General features: G+C 71.3%; 16 protein-coding genes. 4 read left to right on the forward strand and 12 right to left on the reverse strand.

The window, feature by feature from the left end:
* Positions 1 to 215: 215 nt before the first annotated feature.
* The 3 genes from ACYSUO_RS14535 to pdhA (ACYSUO_RS14545) are packed head-to-tail and all read right to left on the reverse strand — an operon-like array spanning position 216 to position 3,981.
* Positions 216 to 1,604 carry a dihydrolipoamide acetyltransferase family protein gene (locus ACYSUO_RS14535; protein ID WP_461776522.1) on the reverse strand — a complete coding sequence of 463 codons (1,389 nt, stop codon included), beginning with the start codon at positions 1,602 to 1,604 and terminating at the stop codon, positions 216 to 218.
* A 14-nt stretch (positions 1,605 to 1,618) separates the two neighbouring features.
* A complete protein-coding gene (locus ACYSUO_RS14540) occupies positions 1,619 to 2,599 on the reverse strand; it encodes an alpha-ketoacid dehydrogenase subunit beta (protein WP_461776523.1) in 981 nt (326 codons plus the stop codon).
* 5 nt (positions 2,600 to 2,604) lie between these two features.
* Complete coding sequence (pdhA, locus tag ACYSUO_RS14545) at positions 2,605 to 3,981, reverse strand: pyruvate dehydrogenase (acetyl-transferring) E1 component subunit alpha (protein ID WP_461776524.1); 1,377 nt, start codon at positions 3,979 to 3,981, stop codon at positions 2,605 to 2,607.
* A gap of 246 nt (positions 3,982 to 4,227) precedes the next feature.
* Between pdhA (ACYSUO_RS14545) and ACYSUO_RS14550 the strand changes: the two genes are divergently transcribed.
* Together ACYSUO_RS14550 and ACYSUO_RS14555 are read left to right on the forward strand one after the other, a co-directional pair.
* A complete protein-coding gene (locus ACYSUO_RS14550; protein ID WP_461776525.1) occupies positions 4,228 to 4,884 on the forward strand; it encodes a response regulator in 657 nt (218 codons plus the stop codon).
* A 110-nt stretch (positions 4,885 to 4,994) separates the two neighbouring features.
* Positions 4,995 to 5,432, forward strand: coding sequence for a pyridoxamine 5'-phosphate oxidase family protein (locus ACYSUO_RS14555; protein WP_461776526.1), 438 nt, complete (start codon positions 4,995 to 4,997; stop codon positions 5,430 to 5,432).
* 43 nt (positions 5,433 to 5,475) lie between these two features.
* Here ACYSUO_RS14555 and ACYSUO_RS14560 read toward each other — a convergent pair whose 3' ends face one another.
* Positions 5,476 to 7,071 (reverse strand): protein kinase domain-containing protein, encoded by a 1,596-nt coding sequence (locus ACYSUO_RS14560; RefSeq protein WP_461776527.1) that lies wholly within the window; start codon positions 7,069 to 7,071, stop codon positions 5,476 to 5,478.
* A 362-nt stretch (positions 7,072 to 7,433) separates the two neighbouring features.
* Positions 7,434 to 7,979, reverse strand: a complete 546-nt coding sequence (locus ACYSUO_RS14565) for a bacterial proteasome activator family protein (RefSeq protein WP_461776528.1) — start codon at positions 7,977 to 7,979, stop codon at positions 7,434 to 7,436.
* Between the two features lie 161 nt (positions 7,980 to 8,140).
* Between ACYSUO_RS14565 and ACYSUO_RS14570 the strand changes: the two genes are divergently transcribed.
* Positions 8,141 to 8,557, forward strand: coding sequence for a hypothetical protein (locus ACYSUO_RS14570; protein ID WP_461776529.1), 417 nt, complete (start codon positions 8,141 to 8,143; stop codon positions 8,555 to 8,557).
* Between the two features lie 9 nt (positions 8,558 to 8,566).
* Here ACYSUO_RS14570 and ACYSUO_RS14575 read toward each other — a convergent pair whose 3' ends face one another.
* The 7 genes from ACYSUO_RS14575 to pdhA (ACYSUO_RS14605) all read right to left on the reverse strand — a co-directional run bounded on the left by ACYSUO_RS14575 (position 8,567) and on the right by pdhA (ACYSUO_RS14605) (position 16,871).
* Entirely contained in the window at positions 8,567 to 9,547 is a 981-nt protein-coding gene (locus ACYSUO_RS14575) for an NAD(P)H-quinone oxidoreductase (protein ID WP_461776530.1), read from the reverse strand.
* Positions 9,548 to 9,606: 59 nt separating this feature from the next.
* Positions 9,607 to 10,704 (reverse strand): potassium channel family protein, encoded by a 1,098-nt coding sequence (locus ACYSUO_RS14580; RefSeq protein ID WP_426902776.1) that lies wholly within the window; start codon positions 10,702 to 10,704, stop codon positions 9,607 to 9,609.
* A complete protein-coding gene (locus tag ACYSUO_RS14585) occupies positions 10,701 to 12,272 on the reverse strand; it encodes a molybdopterin molybdotransferase MoeA (RefSeq protein WP_461776531.1) in 1,572 nt (523 codons plus the stop codon). The genes ACYSUO_RS14580 and ACYSUO_RS14585 overlap by 4 nt, the downstream gene beginning before the upstream one ends.
* Positions 12,269 to 13,180 (reverse strand): DUF6457 domain-containing protein, encoded by a 912-nt coding sequence (locus tag ACYSUO_RS14590; RefSeq protein ID WP_461776532.1) that lies wholly within the window; start codon positions 13,178 to 13,180, stop codon positions 12,269 to 12,271. Before ACYSUO_RS14590 ends, ACYSUO_RS14585 begins: the two co-directional genes overlap by 4 nt.
* Before the next feature lie 81 nt (positions 13,181 to 13,261).
* The gene (locus ACYSUO_RS14595; protein WP_461776533.1) at positions 13,262 to 14,695 is read right to left on the reverse strand and encodes a dihydrolipoamide acetyltransferase family protein; all 1,434 of its coding nucleotides are present in this window, start codon (positions 14,693 to 14,695) and stop codon (positions 13,262 to 13,264) included.
* Between the two features lie 14 nt (positions 14,696 to 14,709).
* On the reverse strand, positions 14,710 to 15,732 hold the full coding sequence (locus ACYSUO_RS14600; RefSeq protein WP_461776534.1) for an alpha-ketoacid dehydrogenase subunit beta: 1,023 nt from the start codon (positions 15,730 to 15,732) through the stop codon (positions 14,710 to 14,712).
* Entirely contained in the window at positions 15,729 to 16,871 is a 1,143-nt protein-coding gene (gene pdhA, locus ACYSUO_RS14605; RefSeq protein WP_461776535.1) for a pyruvate dehydrogenase (acetyl-transferring) E1 component subunit alpha, read from the reverse strand. Before pdhA (ACYSUO_RS14605) ends, ACYSUO_RS14600 begins: the two co-directional genes overlap by 4 nt.
* Before the next feature lie 174 nt (positions 16,872 to 17,045).
* Here pdhA (ACYSUO_RS14605) and ACYSUO_RS14610 point away from each other — a divergent pair, with 174 nt between their 5' ends.
* A complete protein-coding gene (locus tag ACYSUO_RS14610) occupies positions 17,046 to 17,555 on the forward strand; it encodes an Lrp/AsnC family transcriptional regulator (protein WP_461776536.1) in 510 nt (169 codons plus the stop codon).
* The last annotated feature ends 15 nt before the right edge of the window (positions 17,556 to 17,570 follow it).

Here is a 17,570-nt window from a genome sequence, read left to right on the forward strand (position 1 = left end):
CCCCCCCCCCCCCCCCCCCCCCCCCCCCCCCCCCCCCCCCCCCCCCCCCCCCCCCCCCCCCCCCCCCCCCCCCCCCCCCCCCCCCCCCCCGGCCGCCCGCGCCCCCCCCCCCCCGCCCCCGGGCGGGGGGGGGGGGGGGGGGGCCGCCCCCCCCCCCCCCCCAGACCCCGCGCCTCAATCGCCGGCGGGGCTTACTAAGCCGCCGGCGGGGCTTGCTAAGCCCACGTGATGAGCCGCTTCGGGCGCTCCAGGATCGCCGCCACATCCGCCAGCACCTTGGAGCCCAGCTCCCCGTCCACCAGGCGGTGGTCGAAGGACAGCGCCAGGGTCGTCACCTGACGCGGCTTGACCTTGCCCTTGTGGACCCACGGCTGAAGCTTGATCGCTCCGACGGCAAGAATCGCCGACTCACCGGGGTTCAGGATCGGCGTACCGGTGTCGACGCCGAAGACGCCCACGTTGGTGATCGTGACGGTCCCGCCCTGCATCGCGGCCGGGGACGTCTTGCCCTCACGTGCGGTGGACACCAAGTCGCCCAGCGCGGACGCCAGTTCGGGCAGGGTCTTGGCCTGCGCGTCCTTGATGTTCGGCACGATCAGACCGCGCGGGGTGGCGGCGGCGATGCCCAGATTCACGTAGTGCTTCTGGACGATCTCCTGGTTCGCCTCGTCCCAGGCCGAGTTGACCTCGGGGTTGCGCTTGATCGCGACGAGCAGCGCCTTGGAGATGAGCAGCAGCGGGTTGACCCGCAGCCCCGCCATGTCCTTGTCGCCCTTGAGCTCCTCGACGAGCTTCATCGTGCGCGTGATGTCGATGGTCACGAACTCCGTGACGTGCGGCGCCGTGAACTTCGAGTTCACCATCGCCTGCGCGGTCGCCTTCCGCACACCCTTGATCGGGATCCGGGTCTCACGGACGGAGTCGTACGAGGCGGGGGCGGCGGCCGGTGCCGGAGCCGGTGCGGACACCGGTGCTTCCGGCGCGGGTGCGACGGCGGCGTGCACATCCTCCCGCGTGATGATCCCGTCGGCACTGGACGGAATCACGGTGGCGAGGTCGACGCCAAGGTCCTTGGCAAGCTTCCGCACGGGCGGCTTGGCCAGCGGCCGGTCCAGGGCGGCCGTGCCATTGCCGTTGCCGTTCACCGCCGCTGTGGGCAACTGCTCCGCAGGGGCAGAAGGGGTGGGCACAGCCGCCGGTGCAGCGTCCGAGACGGAGGCCTCAACCCCGTTGGCTCCCTTGCGGGCACGACGCTTCGTGGAAGATTCGGCCACGCCGTAACCGACGAGCACGGGCTGCCGCCCCTGCGGCTCGGCAGCCTCAACCTCCGGCTCAACCGCCGCAGGCTCAGGCGCAGGCTCCTCGCCCGCCACATCCACCGAAATGATCACCTGGCCGACATCGACCGTCGTCCCCTCCGGGAAGAGCAGCTCCCGCACCACCCCGTCGTACGGGATCGGCAGCTCGACCGCCGCCTTCGCGGTCTCCACCTCGCACACGACCTGCCCGTCCTCGACGGAGTCGCCCGGCTGGACGTACCACTTGAGGATCTCGGCCTCGGTCAGGCCTTCGCCCACGTCGGGCATCTTGAACTCACGAGCCATGATGGGGCCTCCTCTCAGTACGCAAGGGAACGGTCGACGGCATCGAGCACCCGGTCGAGGCCCGGCAGGTACTCCTCCTCCAGGCGCGCCGGCGGATACGGCGCGTGGTACCCGCCGACCCGCAGCACGGGCGCCTCCAGGTGGTAGAAGCTCCGCTCGGTGATCCGGGCCGCCAGCTCCGCGCCGGCGCCGAGGAAGACCGGCGCCTCGTGCACGATCACGAGGTGGCGCGTCTTCTCCACCGACTTCTGCACGGCGTCGAAGTCCATCGGCGAGATGGAGCGCAGGTCGAGGACCTCCAGGGACTTGCCCTCCTCCTCGGCGGCCGCGGCCGCCTCCAGGCAGACCTTCACCATCGGCCCATACGCGGCGAGGGTGAGGTCGCTGCCCTCGCGCGCGACGGCGGCCTTGTGCAGATCACCGGGCACGGCCTCGGTGTCGACCTCGCCCTTGTCCCAGTAGCGGCGCTTGGGCTCGAAGAAGATCACCGGGTCGTCGCTCTGGATCGCCTGCTGGAGCATCCAGTACGCGTCGCTGGAGTTCGAAGGCGAGACGACCTTGAGCCCCGGCACGTGCGCGAACAGCGTCTCCGGCGACTCGCTGTGGTGCTCGACCGCGCCGATGCCCCCGCCGTACGGGATACGGATGACGACCGGCGTCTTGATCTTGCCGAGCGCGCGGGCGTGCATCTTCGCGAGCTGCGTGACGATCTGGTCGTACGCGGGGAAGACGAAACCGTCGAACTGGATCTCCACGACGGGCCGGTAGCCGCGCAGCGCGAGGCCGATCGCGGTGCCGACGATGCCGGACTCGGCGAGCGGGGTGTCGATCACCCGGTCCTCGCCGAAGTCCTTCTGCAGGCCGTCCGTGACACGAAAGACGCCACCCAGCTTGCCGACGTCCTCGCCCATGACGAGGACCTTCGGGTCGTTGTCGAGCGCGGTGCGCAGCGACTCGTTGATCGCCTTGGCGATCGGAAGCTTCTGTACAGCCATGACCGTCAGGCCTCCCCATCCGCGAACGACGCCTGGTAGGCGGCGAATTGAGCGCGCTCCTCGTCGACGAGCGCGTGCCCGTCCGCGTACACGTTCTCGAAGATCGCCATGAGGTCCGGGTCCGGCATGGCCCGTACGACATCGCGTACTCGCTTGCCCAACGTCTCGCTCTCGGCGTCGAGTTCCGCGAAAAATCCCTCATCCGTGTCGGTTTGGGACTCCAGGTACGCGCGCAGGCGCAGGATCGGGTCCTTCGCCTCCCAGGACACGCGCTCGTCGTCGGACCGGTACTTCGACGGGTCGTCGGAGGTGGTGTGCGCGCCCATGCGGTACGTGAACGCCTCGATCAGCGCCGGTCCCTCGCCCTGGCGGGCCCGGTCGAGGGCCCAGCGCGTCACGGCGAGGCAGGCCAGCACGTCGTTGCCGTCGACGCGTACGCCGGGGAAGCCGAAGCCCTGCGCGCGCTGGTACAGCGGCACGCGCATCTGGCGCTCGGTGGGCTCGGAGATCGCCCACTGGTTGTTCTGGCAGAAGAACACCACGGGGGCGTTGTAGACGGCCCCGAAGTTGAAGGCCTCCAGGACGTCGCCCTGGCTGCTCGCGCCGTCACCGAAGTACGCGATCACCGCGCTGTCCGCGCCGTCCTTGGCGACGCCCATCGCGTAGCCGGTGGCGTGCAGGGTCTGCGAGCCGATGACGATCGTGTACAGGTGGAAGTTGTTGCTGTTCGGGTCCCAGCCGCCGTGGTTCACGCCGCGGAACATGCCGAGCAGGTTCGTCGGGTCGACCCCGCGGCACCAGGCGACGCCGTGCTCACGGTAGGTCGGGAAGACGTAGTCGTCCTCCCGGGTGGCCCGGCCCGAACCGATCTGGGCGGCCTCCTGGCCGAGCAGCGACGCCCACAGGCCCAGCTCGCCCTGGCGCTGCAGCGCGGTGGCCTCGGCGTCGAAACGGCGGGTGAGGACCATGTCGCGGTACAGGGCACGCAGCTCGTCGTCGGTGATGTCGGCGACGTAGCGGTCGTACTCGGCGTTCTTGACCCGCTTGCCCTCAGGGGTCAGCAGCTGCACCAGGTCGCTCTGCGGCGCTCCGGCCTTGGCAGGCGTCTTCGCGGGCGCCTTGGCAGCGGTGCTCTTCGCGGGCGTCTTGCCGGGGGACTTCTTCGCAGACTTCTTCGCAGCGGTCCGCTTGCGCGGCGGCTGTGCCTTCTGCGCTGCGGCAGTGCTGTCCGCACTGTCTACGGTCACGTGTGCTCCTCCGTCGGTCCGGCCCCGGGATTGCCGGATGGCCAGTCGGCTCGGCTCGCCTGATCCGTCCACGCACGGGGTGGGTGCGAGGCGCCGGCAACAGGCGTGACAAGTGCTCCGGCAAACACCCTTCACCCAGCACGTTACCCAGTGGGTCACACATCTGCGAAACCCCATCTGACCTGCGATTTTGCTTGGATTTCCAAGTAAGTGGTTGGTTGGATTTCCTAGTATCGCGAGGGAAGACGAAGCGTCGCAGGTCACAGCTGTGCGACGAGTCCTGGATCTCAGCCTGGCAGGGGGCCGGAACACCGGCACGTTATCCCGGTCACCCCACAGGCATCTAGGGCGCGGCCAAGGTTCTTGTGTGAGACTGAGGCCGTGCGCGAAGACGGAAAAATCCATGTATTTCTGCTCGACGACCACGAGGTGGTCCGTCGCGGCGTCCATGAGCTGCTGTCCGTCGAGGACGACATCGAGGTCGTCGGAGAGGCCGGAACGGCCGCCGACGCCTTGGTGCGCATCCCCGCGACCCGGCCCGACGTGGCGGTGCTCGACGTGCGCCTGCCGGACGGCAGCGGGGTGGAGGTGTGCCGGGAGATCCGCTCCCAGGACGAGTCGGTCAAGTGCCTGATGCTGACGTCGTTCGCGGACGACGAGGCCCTCTTCGACGCGATCATGGCCGGCGCCTCCGGCTACGTATTGAAGGCGATCCGCGGCAATGAGCTGCTCACCGCCGTACGGGACGTCGCCGGTGGCAAGTCGCTGCTCGACCCGGTCGCCACGGCCCGCGTCCTGGAGCGGCTGCGCGACGGCGGCCGCAAGGGTGACGACAAGCTCGCCGGCCTCACCGACCAGGAGCGCAAGATCCTCGACCTGATCGGGGAGGGCCTGACGAACCGGGTCATCGGCGAGCGTCTGCACCTCGCCGAGAAGACGATCAAGAACTACGTGTCCAGCCTGCTGTCGAAGCTCGGCATGGAGCGCCGCTCCCAGGCGGCCGCGTACGTGGCCCGTATGCAGGCCGAGAAGCACTGACGGCTCCCCCGTCCCCCTCCCGGGATGCCCGCCCGCACAGGACCTAGGTCACGCGTCCTGGGGGCGGGCTCCTCTGGTTTACGGACGAGCCCGCGGCGCAGAGTGGTGACATGCCCTCCGACCCGCAGAAAGACCCACAGCAGGCGCCCCCGCGGCCGGACCGGGACCTCGCCTTCGAACTGCTCGCCCGCGTGCCCTACGGCCGCGTCGCGACCAGCATGCGCGCCCTGCCCTTCCTCGCCTCAGCCCGCCACATCGTGACCGGCGGACGGCTTCTGCTGCGCATGCACCGCGGCTTCGGCTACCACGAGGCGTGCATCGGCAGCGTCGTCGCCTACGGGGCGGACAACCTGGGGCAGGAGCGCCCCGAGGACGCGGGCCAGTGGTCGGTGCAGTGCGTCGGCACCTGCGAGCAGGTCGAGCCGACCACGGCCGACCTCGAACTCTTCGGACCCGCCCCGCACTCCGCGGACGGCGAGCCCTTCGACCCGGTCTACCTGCACGTAGCCCCGCAGTTCGTGACGGTGCACGAGCTGCGGGGCGTTTGAGCAGCGGGGTCCGGGGCGGAGCCCCGTGGTGTGGCCGGGCGGACTACTCGGCGCCGTCGCCGCCGGTGTCCCCACCCGTGTCGCCGCCGGTGTCACCACCGATGACGCCGCCGTCGTCACCACCCGTGCCACCGTTGCTGTCGTCGGGCGGCGTGGTCGTCTGGCTCGGGGTCGGCTTGGTAGCCGTCTGCGTCGGCGTCGGGTCCGCGCTGGTCGGATCGCCCGTCGGCTCCTCCGACTGCGTGGGCGACGGGTTCGTCGTCGTGGGCTGTTGCGTCGGCGTATAGCCGGTGTCGCCGCCCGTGCTCGTGCCCGGCTCCTCGGTCGCGCCCTCCGACGCGTCGTCCGAGGCCGTCTCGCTGGGCTCCGAGCTCTTCTCGGACTTCGTGGCGCTCGGCGACTTCTTGGGGCGGTGGTCCTTGTCGCCGTCACCGCCGCTGAGCGCCCAGGCGACGCCCACCGCGATCGCGATGACCGCGAGCACGGCGACGATCCACAGCTTGCCGCGGCCGCCACCCTTCCCGTTCCCGTTCCCGTCGAAGCCGCCGTCGTCGCCGCCCGGCGGGCGCAGCATCGGCTGCTGGGCCGTGCCGGAGTCGCCGGGGTGCTGCATCGCCGTGGTGGCGGCGACACCCATACCCATCGCGGGCGTCGAGCCGCCCTCGTGGGCGTCGACGGGTCCGGTGTTCCAGGTGCCGGTGTGGCCACCCTGCTCGTACAGCATCTGCAGGCTGTACTGGACGAGCCCGCGCATCTCCTCGGCCGTCTGGAACCGGTCGTCCGGGTCCTTGGCGAGCGAGCGCATCACGAGGCCGTTCAGCTCCGGCGGCACCTCGTCCAGGACCTCGGACGGCAGCACGGGGGTGTCCTGGACATGCTGGTAGACCACGGACAGCGGGGTCTCACCGGTGAACGGCGGGCGCAGCGCGAGAAGTTCGTAGAGCAGGCAGCCGACGGCGTACAGGTCGGAGCGGTGGTCGACGGCCTTGCCGAGGGCCTGCTCGGGCGAGAGGTACTGCGGGGTGCCCATGACCATGCCGGTCTGCGTCATGGTCGACTGCGCGCCGTGCAGGGCGCGCGCGATGCCGAAGTCCATCACCTTCACCGCGCCGGTGTTGGTGATGATCACGTTCGCGGGCTTGATGTCGCGGTGCACGATGCCGTGCTGGTGCGAATAGGCGAGCGCTTCCAGGACACCCGAGACGATGATCAGGGCCTGCTCGGCACCCGGAGCCTCCGCGCTGAGCAGGAGGTCGCGGATGGTGCGGCCCTCGACCAGCTCCATGACGATGTACGGGACGGTGCTGCCGGCGACGATGTCCTCGCCGGAGTCGTAGACCGCCACGACCGCGTGGTGGTTGAGCCCCGCGACCGACTGTGCCTCGCGGGTGAAGCGGGCCTTGGAGACCGGGTCCTCGGCAAGATCGGAACGGAGCAGCTTGACGGCGACCGTGCGCCCGAGGCGTACGTCCTCGGCCGCGAAGACCTCCGCCATGCCACCCCGGCCGAGTCTGCCGGTCAGTCGATACCGACCGTCCCCGACGAGCCCGCCGTTACCCCACATCTCCGGCGCATCTGACATACCGCCGCCAGTCGCCTCGGGGTCGGACGGGCCCTGAGCGCGCTGCTGCTGTGCCATCAGTCCTCGCCGTCGTTTCTGTCCGTGCTGCCGGATCCATATATCGGAGTACGCGCGGTTGCGAAATACCGACTCCGTCGGGCCACGCTACAGGCATCGGCCATGTCGCTGTTCCGAGATGGACCGGACATCCAACCCGTTGCCGTGCAGGCCTTGCAAATCGTGAGCAGGATATTTGTAGGCGGCCGATGACGATTTCGTGATCACTCGGGGCGATCGGCACCTGTCGTCCGGTGGCCAAGTTCACGCATACGTAGGGGCCCGCCTAGAAGACGGGCCCCTACGTATGTGCACCTATGTACTTGTTGACCTGGAGGTTGACCTTTCCGCCGGCCCACCTGTCCGTCGGTCCAGGGCAGGCTCTAGAGGTACGGACCGCCCACGCGGCCGCCCGCGCGCGGGTCCTCGTCCTCTTCCTCGCCGCCGCCGACGCCGGGCGGCAGGGCCCGGCGCATCTGCTCGAGCTGGGCGCGCGCCGCCATCTGCTGGGCGAACAACGTCGTCTGGATCCCGTGGAAGAGCCCCTCGAGCCAGCCGACCAGCTGGGCCTGCGCGATACGCAGCTCGGCGTCGCTCGGGGTCGCCTCCTCCGTGAAGGGCAGGGAGAGCCGCTCCAGTTCCTCGACGAGTTCGGGGGCGAGACCGTCCTCGAGCTCCTTGACCGAACTGGCGTGGATCTCCTTGAGGCGCTGCCGGCTCGCTTCATCGAGGGGAGCCGCGCGCACTTCTTCGAGCAGCTGCTTGATCATGCTGCCGATGCGCATCACCTTGGCGGGCTGTTCCACCATGTCGGTCACCGGGATCTCGCGGGACTCGTCGCCGCCACCGCCGCCAAGCGCCATGCCGTCCTGGCCCACGACCAGGACCTGCGGGTTCTCCGGCGACTGTTCGTTCCTCGGCATCTCCATGCCGCCATTCTCTCGTACGTCGCTGTCACATCTCGGTGGTGCCCCCGTTCGGAGCTGATCCACCATGCCTGGCGGGACGAAATCCGGCGTGCCTGTTTTATCCGGCTATGTGAGGCTTGGCACAAGCATCTGGACGAACCGGGAGCGGAAGGGGGCTGGGGATGCGGCGGCTTCGGTGGGTGGCCGGGCTTCTCTTCTCAGCACTGCTGTTCCTGGCGGCGCCCGTGTCCCTGTCGTACGCCGCCGGGTCCTCTTCGTACGTCACCGAGGCTCGCTCGTACGTCGCCGAGCCCTCGCCGCACGGGTCCCTCGCGGGGAGCCGTGCGGGGGTGGGCCGGACGCCGCCGGGGCGCGAGCTGCCCACGCCGGACACCACCGGGGCCGTGCTGCCCCCGGCCCCCACCGAGCCGCCGCCCGCCGTGTCGCGGGAGCCGCGCCCCGAGCGGTCCACCGCCCCCGAAGGGCAGGCCGTCGGCGAGCCCGGGTCCGGGCCCCTGGTGAACGTGCTGCCGCTGGGGGCAGGGCTGCTGCTCACGGGGCTCGGCCTCGGGTTCCTGGCGCTGCGGCTGCGCCGGTAACGCTGCCGGCTACTGGTTGGTGAGCAGGACCTTGCCGATGTGACCCGACTCCTCCAGGACCCGGTGGCCCTGCGCGGCGTCGCTCATCGGCAGCGTCCGGTCCACGATCGGCCGCACATGGCCGCCCTCGACCAGCGGCCACACGTGCTCGCGCACGGCCGCGACGACCGCCGCCTTCTCGGTCAGCGGGCGGGCCCGCAGCGTGGTCGCGGTGATGGCGCCGCGCTTGCCGAGCAGCGTGGCGATGTTCAGCTCGCCCTTCACCCCGCCCTGCATGCCGATGATGGCGAGCCGGCCGTTGGTGGCGAGGGCGTCGACGTTCCGGTTCAGGTACTTGGCGCCCATGTTGTCGAGGATGACGTCGGCGCCCGCCCCGTCCGTGGCGTTCTTGATCTCTTCCACGAAGTCCTGCTCGCGGTAGTTGATCAGGATGTCCGCGCCGAGCTCCCCGCAGAAGTCGAGCTTCTCCTTGGTGCCGGCCGTGACCGCGACCTTGGCGCCGACCGCCTTCGCGAGCTGGATCGCCATGGTGCCGATGCCGCTGGAGCCGCCGTGCACGAGGAAGGTCTCCCCGGGCCGCAGGTTGGCGATCATGAAGACGTTGGACCAGACGGTGCAGGTCACCTCGGGCAGCGCGGCGGCCGTGGCCAGGTCGAGACCCCCCGGCACCGGGAGGAGCTGTCCCGCGGGGACGACGACCTTCTCCGCGTAGCCGCCGCCCACGAGCAGCGCGCACACCTCGTCGCCGACCGACCAGCCGGAGACGCCGGTGCCGAGCTCGACGATCCGGCCGGCGCACTCCAGGCCGGGATAGGGGGAGGTGCCGGGCGGCGGGTTGTAGAAGCCCTGCCGCTGGAGCAGATCGGCGCGGTTGACGGCGCTGGAGACCACCTCGACCAGGACCTCGCCCTCGCCGGGTACGGGGTCGGGGACCTCCGTCCAGACGAGCGCCTCGGGTCCGCCGGGTTCCGGGATCGTGATCGCATGCATGGCCGCGAGGCTACTCCCGTGGATCAGCCGAGTGGAGAGGGCCGACCGCACGGAGCGGATCAGCTGCGCGGAGTGGGCTTCATGTCCGGTGCCAGCTGGGTCTTGGGCGTGACGCGAGTGATCGTGATGAGGCGGTCCGTCAGCTTGAGCGAGCCGACGGCCGAGTCGTCGTAGCCGAGCACCCGATGCCCTCGGATGACGCTGACGACCAGGTCCTCCGTCTCCTTCGGCTGCAGGCCGACCTCGGCTTTGGTGACCGGGCGTTCGACCAGGTCGAGGCCGGAGCCCTTCTGGATGAGGTCCTCCATGACCATGCCCGCGTGCGGACTGAGCACCGACAGGCCGAGCAGCCGCCCCGCCGCACTGGCGCTGGTGATGACGGCGTCGGCGCCGGACTGGCGCAGCAGCGGCGCGTTCTCCTCCTCGCGGACCGCGGCGACGATCTTCGCCCCGCGGTTCAACTGCCGCGCGGTGAGCGTCACCAGGACCGCCGTGTCGTCGCGCTGCGTCGCGATGATGATCTTCCGCGCCCGCTGCACCTCGGCCTGCAACAGGACGGAGCTGCGCGTGGCATCGCCCGTCACGCCCGCGTATCCATGGGCGTTGGCGCTCTCGACGACCTTGGGGCTGGGGTCGACCACGACGACCTGCTCGGGCTTCAGGCCGCTCGCGCAGACGGTCTCCACGGCGCTGCGACCCTTGGTTCCGAAGCCGACGACGACAGTGTGGTCACGCAAGGTGGACCTCCAGCGTTTCAGGCGCCATTCCTCCCGCGTCCGTTCGGTGAGGACTTCGAGCGTGGTGCCGACCAGGATGATCAGGAAGAGCACACGCAGCGGCGTGATGACGAAGATATTGGTGAGCCGCGCCGCGTCGCTGACCGGCGTGATGTCGCCGTATCCCGTGGTGGAGAGCGTGACGGTCGCGTAGTAGAACGAGTCGAGCAGGTCGACATGGCCATCTGAGTTGTCGTTGTAGCCGTCTCTGTCGATCCACACGATCAGTGCGGTGACGACAAGCACGGTGAGCGCTATCAGCACGCGCCGGGCCACTTGGAGGAGCGGACGCTCGACGACCTGCCGGGGAAGTTTCACCCGGTAGGTCGCGGTCCGCTCTTCCTCTTGGCGTGCGATGGCGTCATCGCCGGCCAGTTTCACGTGAAACACCCTTCGTTTCCCGCCGGGTTGAGACCGGGCAGGCCAGGGTTCCACGACCACGGCAGGTCGAGGATCTCCACCTCCTGGCCCTCCGTGGCGCCGCCGGGCGGGATGACGGCGAGCCCATCGGCGGCTGCGATGCCGCGCAGCATGGCCGGACCGTTGTAGTGCAGCGGCACCGCCCACTCGTGCCCACTGCCGTCGTCCTGCCGCAGCACGATGGGGATGAGGCGGGTGTCGTGGGGGTGGCCGGGAGCGGGCCTGTGCAGGGGTGCGGTGTACGCGTCCGCGTTCCGGGCCCCGTCCAACTTCCTTTGCCCGTCGTGGGCTTGGCGCTGCGCAGAGCTGTGCGTCTGGTCCTGTGCCCGGCCCGAGAGCACCCGGAGCAGCGGCTCGGCGAGCGTGAGCAGACCGGAGACGGCGGCCAGCGGGTTGCCGGGGAGGCCGACGAGGTGCTGCCCCTCCTTGAGCCGGGCGAGCAGCATCGGGTGGCCGGGGCGGACGGCGACCCCGTCGACGAGGAGCTCGGCGTCGAGGGCGCGCAGGGTGGGGTGCACGTGGTCGACGGGCCCGGACGCGGTGCCGCCGGTGGTCACGACCAGGTCGGTGCCGGCCTCTCGTACCGCCTTGAGCAGCGCCTTCGCGTCGTCGCCGAGCCTGCGTACGGCGGTCACCTCGACGCCGAGCGCGCGCAGCCAGTGCGGGAGCATCGGGCCGAGCGCGTCCCGGATGAGGCCCTCGCGGGGGAGACCGGCGGTGAGCAACTCGTCGCCGAGGATGAGGACTTCGACCGTCGGCCGCGGGACGACGGTCAGGGTGTCGTAGCCCGCGGCGGCGGCGAGACCGAGGACGGCCGGGGTGACGAGGGCGCCCGAGGGCAGCAGCAGGTCGCCGCTGCGGCACTCCTGGCCGCGCGGGCGGATGTCCTGACCGTGGGCGACGGCGTGCAGCGCGTGCAACTGGCCGCCCGCGTCGAGGTGTCCGTGCTCGCTGCGGATGACGGCCGTGGCGTCCGGGGGCACACGGGCGCCGGTCGCGATCGCCGCGGCCTCGCCGTCGGTCAGCGGGGCGGGCGGCTCGTGCCCGGCGAGCAGCCCTTCGGCGCCCACGGCCCAGGGGCCCGGGCCTGCGACGACCCAGCCGTCCATCGCCGAGGTGTCGAAGGAGGGCAGGTCGGTGAGGGCGGTCAGCGGGGCGGCGAGGACCAGGCCGAGGGCCCGGTCGAGCGGGACGCTGATCGCTGCGCGGGGGCCGCGTTCGGCTCGTGCGGCGGTGCGGCGGGCGGTGGCCCAGGAGGTCGCGGCGTGGCGGTGCGACGGGGCGGGGGCGGGGGTCCCGGGTGCGGCGGAACCCTCCGGGGTGGTCCGCCCGGTGGTCCGCTCGCCGTTGGGTTGTTCGTCGCGGCGCCGGTCGTCCTGGTGCCGCTCTCCGTGGTGTTGCTCTCCGTGGTGCCGGCCGCCGTGGGGGCGGTTGTCGTTGGCGAGGGCGAGCGCCTCGTCCACGTCGACGTCCATCGGGTCGACGCCCACCGGGGCGGCCTGCGGCGACCGCCCGTTGGGGGCGCTCATCCCGCGTCGTCCGGCTTGGCCTCGGCCTCGGCCTCCTGCGCCCAGCGGTTGGCGAGTTCGACCGCCTTCGCCGCGGCGGACGCCACGGCTTCGGGGCCGCCTCCTGCCTGCGCCGCCGCGTATCCGACGAGGAACGTCGTCAGCGGCGCCGCGGGGCGTGCGACGCCGTGCGCGGCATCACGGGCGAGGTCGAGCAGGACGCCCGTGTCGACGTCCAGCTCGATGCCCAGTTCGTTCTTGGCTGCGGTGATCCATTCGTCAAGCACTCGTCCATGCTCCCTGATACGTGACCGGGCGGCGGCGATGTCGTCCCAGGTGTCGCAGTCGAACGACGCGACGGGGTCGGTGATGCGGGTCAGCCTGAGGTTACGGGTGAACAGACGCAACGGAAGGCCCGTGAGGTCACCGTGTTCGGCCTTGAGTTCGCCGAGGACGCGTCGCAGTGCCGCGTACCGGTAGGCGGCGACGAGCGGCTGGTCACGGCCGTCGGCGTCGGCCAGCAGCGCGCCGTCGATCGGGCCGTCGTTCACGCCGTCGTCCGCGCCGTCGACCGCATCGCCCTCAAGGGCTTCGAGGAGGCCTCGTACGGTGCGGTCGCCCAGGAACGGCAGATCGGCGGAGAGCACGACGATGCTCTCCGCCACCGGGCCCGGCGCGGCCTCGAGTCCCCGGACCCCCGCCTCCAGCGCGGCGAGCGGCCCCCCGCCCGGCGGCTCCTCGCGGGCCCAGACGACGGGGCGCGCGGTGCGGCGCGGCTCGGCGACCACCAGAGTGGCGCGGGCCCCGGCGCACGCGTGCAGGACCCGGTCGAGCAGCGCGCGACCGCCGACCCGCACACCCGGCTTGTCCGCACCGCCGAGCCGGCGCGCGCCGCCCCCGGCGAGGACGATGGCGTCGTACGCGTTCATCCCCCGAGTATGGGCTCACGGGCGATCATTGCCACCAGGCGGGCGGGCGATCCTTGCCGACGGTCCGCCCGGGCCGATTGGTCACAGGGTGCGCAGCAGCACCGCCGGTTGTTCCACGCAGTCCGCGACGTACCGCAGGAAGCCGCCCGCCGTGCCGCCGTCGCACACCCGGTGGTCGAAGGTGAGCGAGAGCTGGACGACCTGGCGGACCGCCAACTCCCCTTCGTGCACCCAGGGCTTGGCGGCTATGCGGCCGACGCCGAGCATGGCCGCCTCGGGGTGGTTGATGATCGGCGTGGAGCCGTCGACGCCGAACACCCCGTAGTTGTTCAGCGTGAAGGTGCCACCGGTGAGTTGCGAGGGCGACAGCTTCCCGGAGCGGGCCGCCTCGGTCAGCCGGGCGAACTCGGCGCTCAGCGACTCGGCCCCGCGCGCGTGGGCATCCCGTACGACGGGCACGACCAGGCCGCGGTCGGTCTGCGCTGCGAACCCGAGGTGCACCTCGTCGAGCCGGACTATCTCGCGCCGCTCGGTGTCGACCGTGGCGTTCAGCTCCGGGTAGCGGGCCAGGGCCGCGGTGCAGATGCGGGCGAGGAGCGCGAGCACGGAGATCTTGGGACCCGCGGAGGGGCCGGTCGCGGAATTCATCGCCACGCGCGCGTTCATGAGTTCCGTGGCGTCGGCGTCCACCCAGCAGGTCGCGTCGGGTATCTCGCGCCGGCTGCGGGACAGCTTGTCGGCCACGGCGCCGCGGATGCCGCGCAGGGGGGTGCGGTGCTCCTGCCGGGTGGCGGCCGGAGCGGGGGCGGGGGCGGGGGGTGCAGGGGTGCGCTCAGGGGCGATGTTCGTGTCGTTGGCCGTGCTCGCGGCGTTCGCCGCGTTCTCCACGTCTCCCCTGAGGATGAGCCCGTCGGGCCCTGACCCGGTCAGCTCTCTGAGGTCCACGCCGCGGTCGCGGGCGAGCTTGCGGACGAGCGGCGAGATCACGGGGACGGGGCCCTGGGCGCGCGGTGCGCTCTCCGGGGCGGCGGGCACGCTGTCCAGCGGCGCGGGCCGCACGCGCCTGCGCCGGGTCGGCGCGGTGGTGGTTCCGTACCCCACCAGCACGTTCCCCGAGCCCTCGGACTTCTGTGCCTTGTCCGCGTTCTCCGCCTTCTCCGCCCTCTCAGGAGCCGCCTGGGGAGCCGCCTGGCGCACCTTCGCGGGCTCCCCGGCGGCGACGGACGACGGTGCGGGAACGTCCGACAGCGGCACGTCCGACGACGACGTCGCGCCCACGGCCACCATCAACAGCGGCGCACCGACCGGCAGTTCGCTGCCCTCGTCGCCGAATCGGGCCGTGACCACACCGCCGTACGGGCACGGCACCTCGACCATCGCCTTGGCGGTCTCCACCTCGACGACGGGCTGGTCGACGGCGACGACGTCACCGACTCCCACCAGCCACTGCACGATCTCCGCCTCGGTGAGACCCTCCCCGAGGTCGGGCAGCTTGAACTCGAGCACCTGCGCCATTACCCCACCGTCCCTCACTGATCCCATTGCAGCCGGGCCACCGCATCCAGTACCCGGTCCACTCCGGGCAGATGGTGCCGCTCCAGCATGGGCGGCGGATACGGAATGTCGAAACCGGCCACACGCAGCACCGGCGCCTCCAAGTGGTGGAAGCAGCGCTCGGTCACGCGCGCGGCGATCTCCCCGCCGGGCCCGCCGAAGCCACCCGACTCGTGCACGACGACCGCGCGTCCCGTGCGCCGGACGGACTCGGTGACCGTCGCGTCGTCGAACGGCACCAGCGAGCGCAGGTCGACCACTTCAAGATCCCACCCCTCCCCTCGGGCCGCCTCGGCCGCCTCCAGGCAGACGGGGACGGACGGTCCGTACGTGAGCAGCGTGGCACTGGTGCCGGGGCGGCGAACCACTGCCGTACCTATCGGAAGAACGTCTTCCGGTGCCTCGGGGTTCCAGGAATCCCTCGTCCAATAAAGGCGCTTGGGCTCCAGGAAGACGACCGGGTCGTCCGATGCGATGGACTGCCGCAGCAGCCCGTACGCGTCCGCGACCGTGGCCGGCGTGACGACGGTCAGACCGGGCGTCGCCATGTAGTAGGCCTCGGAGGAGTCGCTGTGGTGCTCCACTCCGCCGATCCCGCCGCCGTACGGCACCCGCACGGTGATGGGCAGCGGCATGGCGCCGCGCGTGCGGTTGCGCATCCGCGCGACGTGCGAGATCAGCTGCTCGAAGGCGGGGTACGCGAACGCGTCGAACTGCATCTCCACGACCGGGCGCAGGCCGTACATCGCCATGCCCACGGCGGCGCCGAGGATGCCCGCCTCGGCGAGCGGGGTGTCCGTGCAGCGGTCCTCGCCGAACTCCTTCGCGAGCCCGTCGGTGATCCGGAAGACGCCGCCCAGGGTGCCCACGTCCTCGCCCATGACGTGCACGGCCGGGTCCGCGGCCATGGAGTCCCGCAGCGCGCGGCCGAGGGCCTGCGCCATGGTGGCGGGCTTGGTCGCGGACTTGCTCCTGGGTGGCCGGGCCACAGTCGTCATGCCTGCTCCCCTTCCGCCTCGGCGTCCAGCTCGGCCCGCAACAGTGCTGCCTGCTCCCTCAGTTGGGGGGTCTGCTCTGCGTACACGTCGCCGAACAGGTCCATCGGATCGAGGGTGGGGTCCTGGTTCATGCGCGCGCGCAGCTCGGCCGCCTGTTCCTCCGCGCCGTCGCGCACGGCCCGGATGCCGTCCTCGTCGATGAGGCCGCGCGCGGTCAACTCCCGCTCCAGGAGCAGCACCGGGTCGTGCGCGCGCCACATCTCGACCTCGGCGTCGGTGCGGTAGCGGGTCGCGTCGTCGGCGTTCGTGTGCGCGTCCATCCGGTACGTGACGGCCTCGACCAGCGTCGGACCGCCGCCCCCGCGCGCGCGGGAGACCGCGTCACTGAGCACCTCGTGCATCGCCGCGGCGTCGTTCCCGTCGACCAGGCGGCCCGGCATCCCGTACCCGACGGCCTTGTGGGCGAGGGACGGCGCCGCGGTCTGCTTGGCCAGCGGCACGGAGATGGCGAACCCGTTGTTCTGTACGAGGAAGACGACCGGTGCCTGCCACACGGCGGCGAAGTTCAGCGCCTCGTGGAAGTCGCCCTCACTGGTGCCGCCGTCGCCGACCATGGCGAGCGCCACCACATCGTCGCCCTTAAGTTGCGCGGCATGTGCGAGGCCCACGGCGTGCGGGAGCTGCGTCGCGAGCGGGGTGCACAACGGTGCGATGTGGTGCTCGCGCGGGTCGTATCCGGTGTGCCAGTCGCCCCGCAGCAGCGTCAGGGCCTGGACGGGGTCGAGGCCGCGGACGACGGCCGCGAGGGTGTCGCGGTAGCTGGGAAAGAGCCAGTCCCGCTCCTCGAGGACCAGCGCCGCGGCGACCTCGGCGGCCTCCTGGCCGGTCGTCGAGGGGTACACGGCGAGGCGGCCCTGCTTGGTCAGCGCGGTCGCCTGCGCGTTGTACCTGCGGCCGCGCACCACCTCCGCGTACAGGCGGCGCAGCAGCTCCGGGTCGACGTGGGCGGCGGCGTCGGTGCCCAGGACCCGGTGGGGCTCGGCGTCGGGCAGCAGCGGCGCGGGATCCGTGCGGGGCTGCCAGGCGGGCGGCGGGACGGGCCTGCCCTCGCGCGTGGCCCGCTGGTCCATGACCGTCATGACGGCACCTCCTCGTGGGAGCGGCTCGGACGGCGCGTCGGATGTGATGCGCCTCACCTACCGATTGTTCGGTCGACGGCACATTTTGGCTACAGGCACCTCCAGGCTGTGGACAATCGGTTCTCCACAGCCTGAGATGAATGCAGTACGTCCATGGTAAGGAGGCGGGGGCGGATGGCATCTGAACAAATGGCCGAAGGCTCCGGGACCCCGGTGCCGGACCCCGCGGCCCGCCCGTTGGACGCCATCGACCGGGACATCCTGCAGCTGCTGCTGAAGGACGGGCGCGCGTCGATACGCTCCGTCGCCGAGCAGGTCCATGTGTCCCGGGCGAACGCCTACGCGCGGATCAACCGCCTCATCGAGGACCGCGTGATCCGCGGCTTCGGCGCCCGCGTCAACCACGAGCGGGCCGGCCAGGGCGCCTCCGCCTACATCACGCTCAAGATCGTCCAGAACACCTGGCGGACCGTGCGCGAGCAGCTGCGCCGGCTCCCGGAGGCCTCGCACATCGCACTGGTCAGCGGCGATTTCGACGTCCTGATCCTCGTGCACACGGAGGACAACCGCGCCCTGCGCGAACTGGTCCTCACCAAGCTCCAGTCCATCCCCGAGGTGCTGAGCACACGCACGCTGCTGGTCTTCGACGAGGAAGACCTCGAAGGCAGCACACCGGACTCCTGAGGGCCCGCCGAGGGC

The sequence above is a fragment of the Streptomyces sp. UC4497 genome (genome assembly GCF_054871485.1).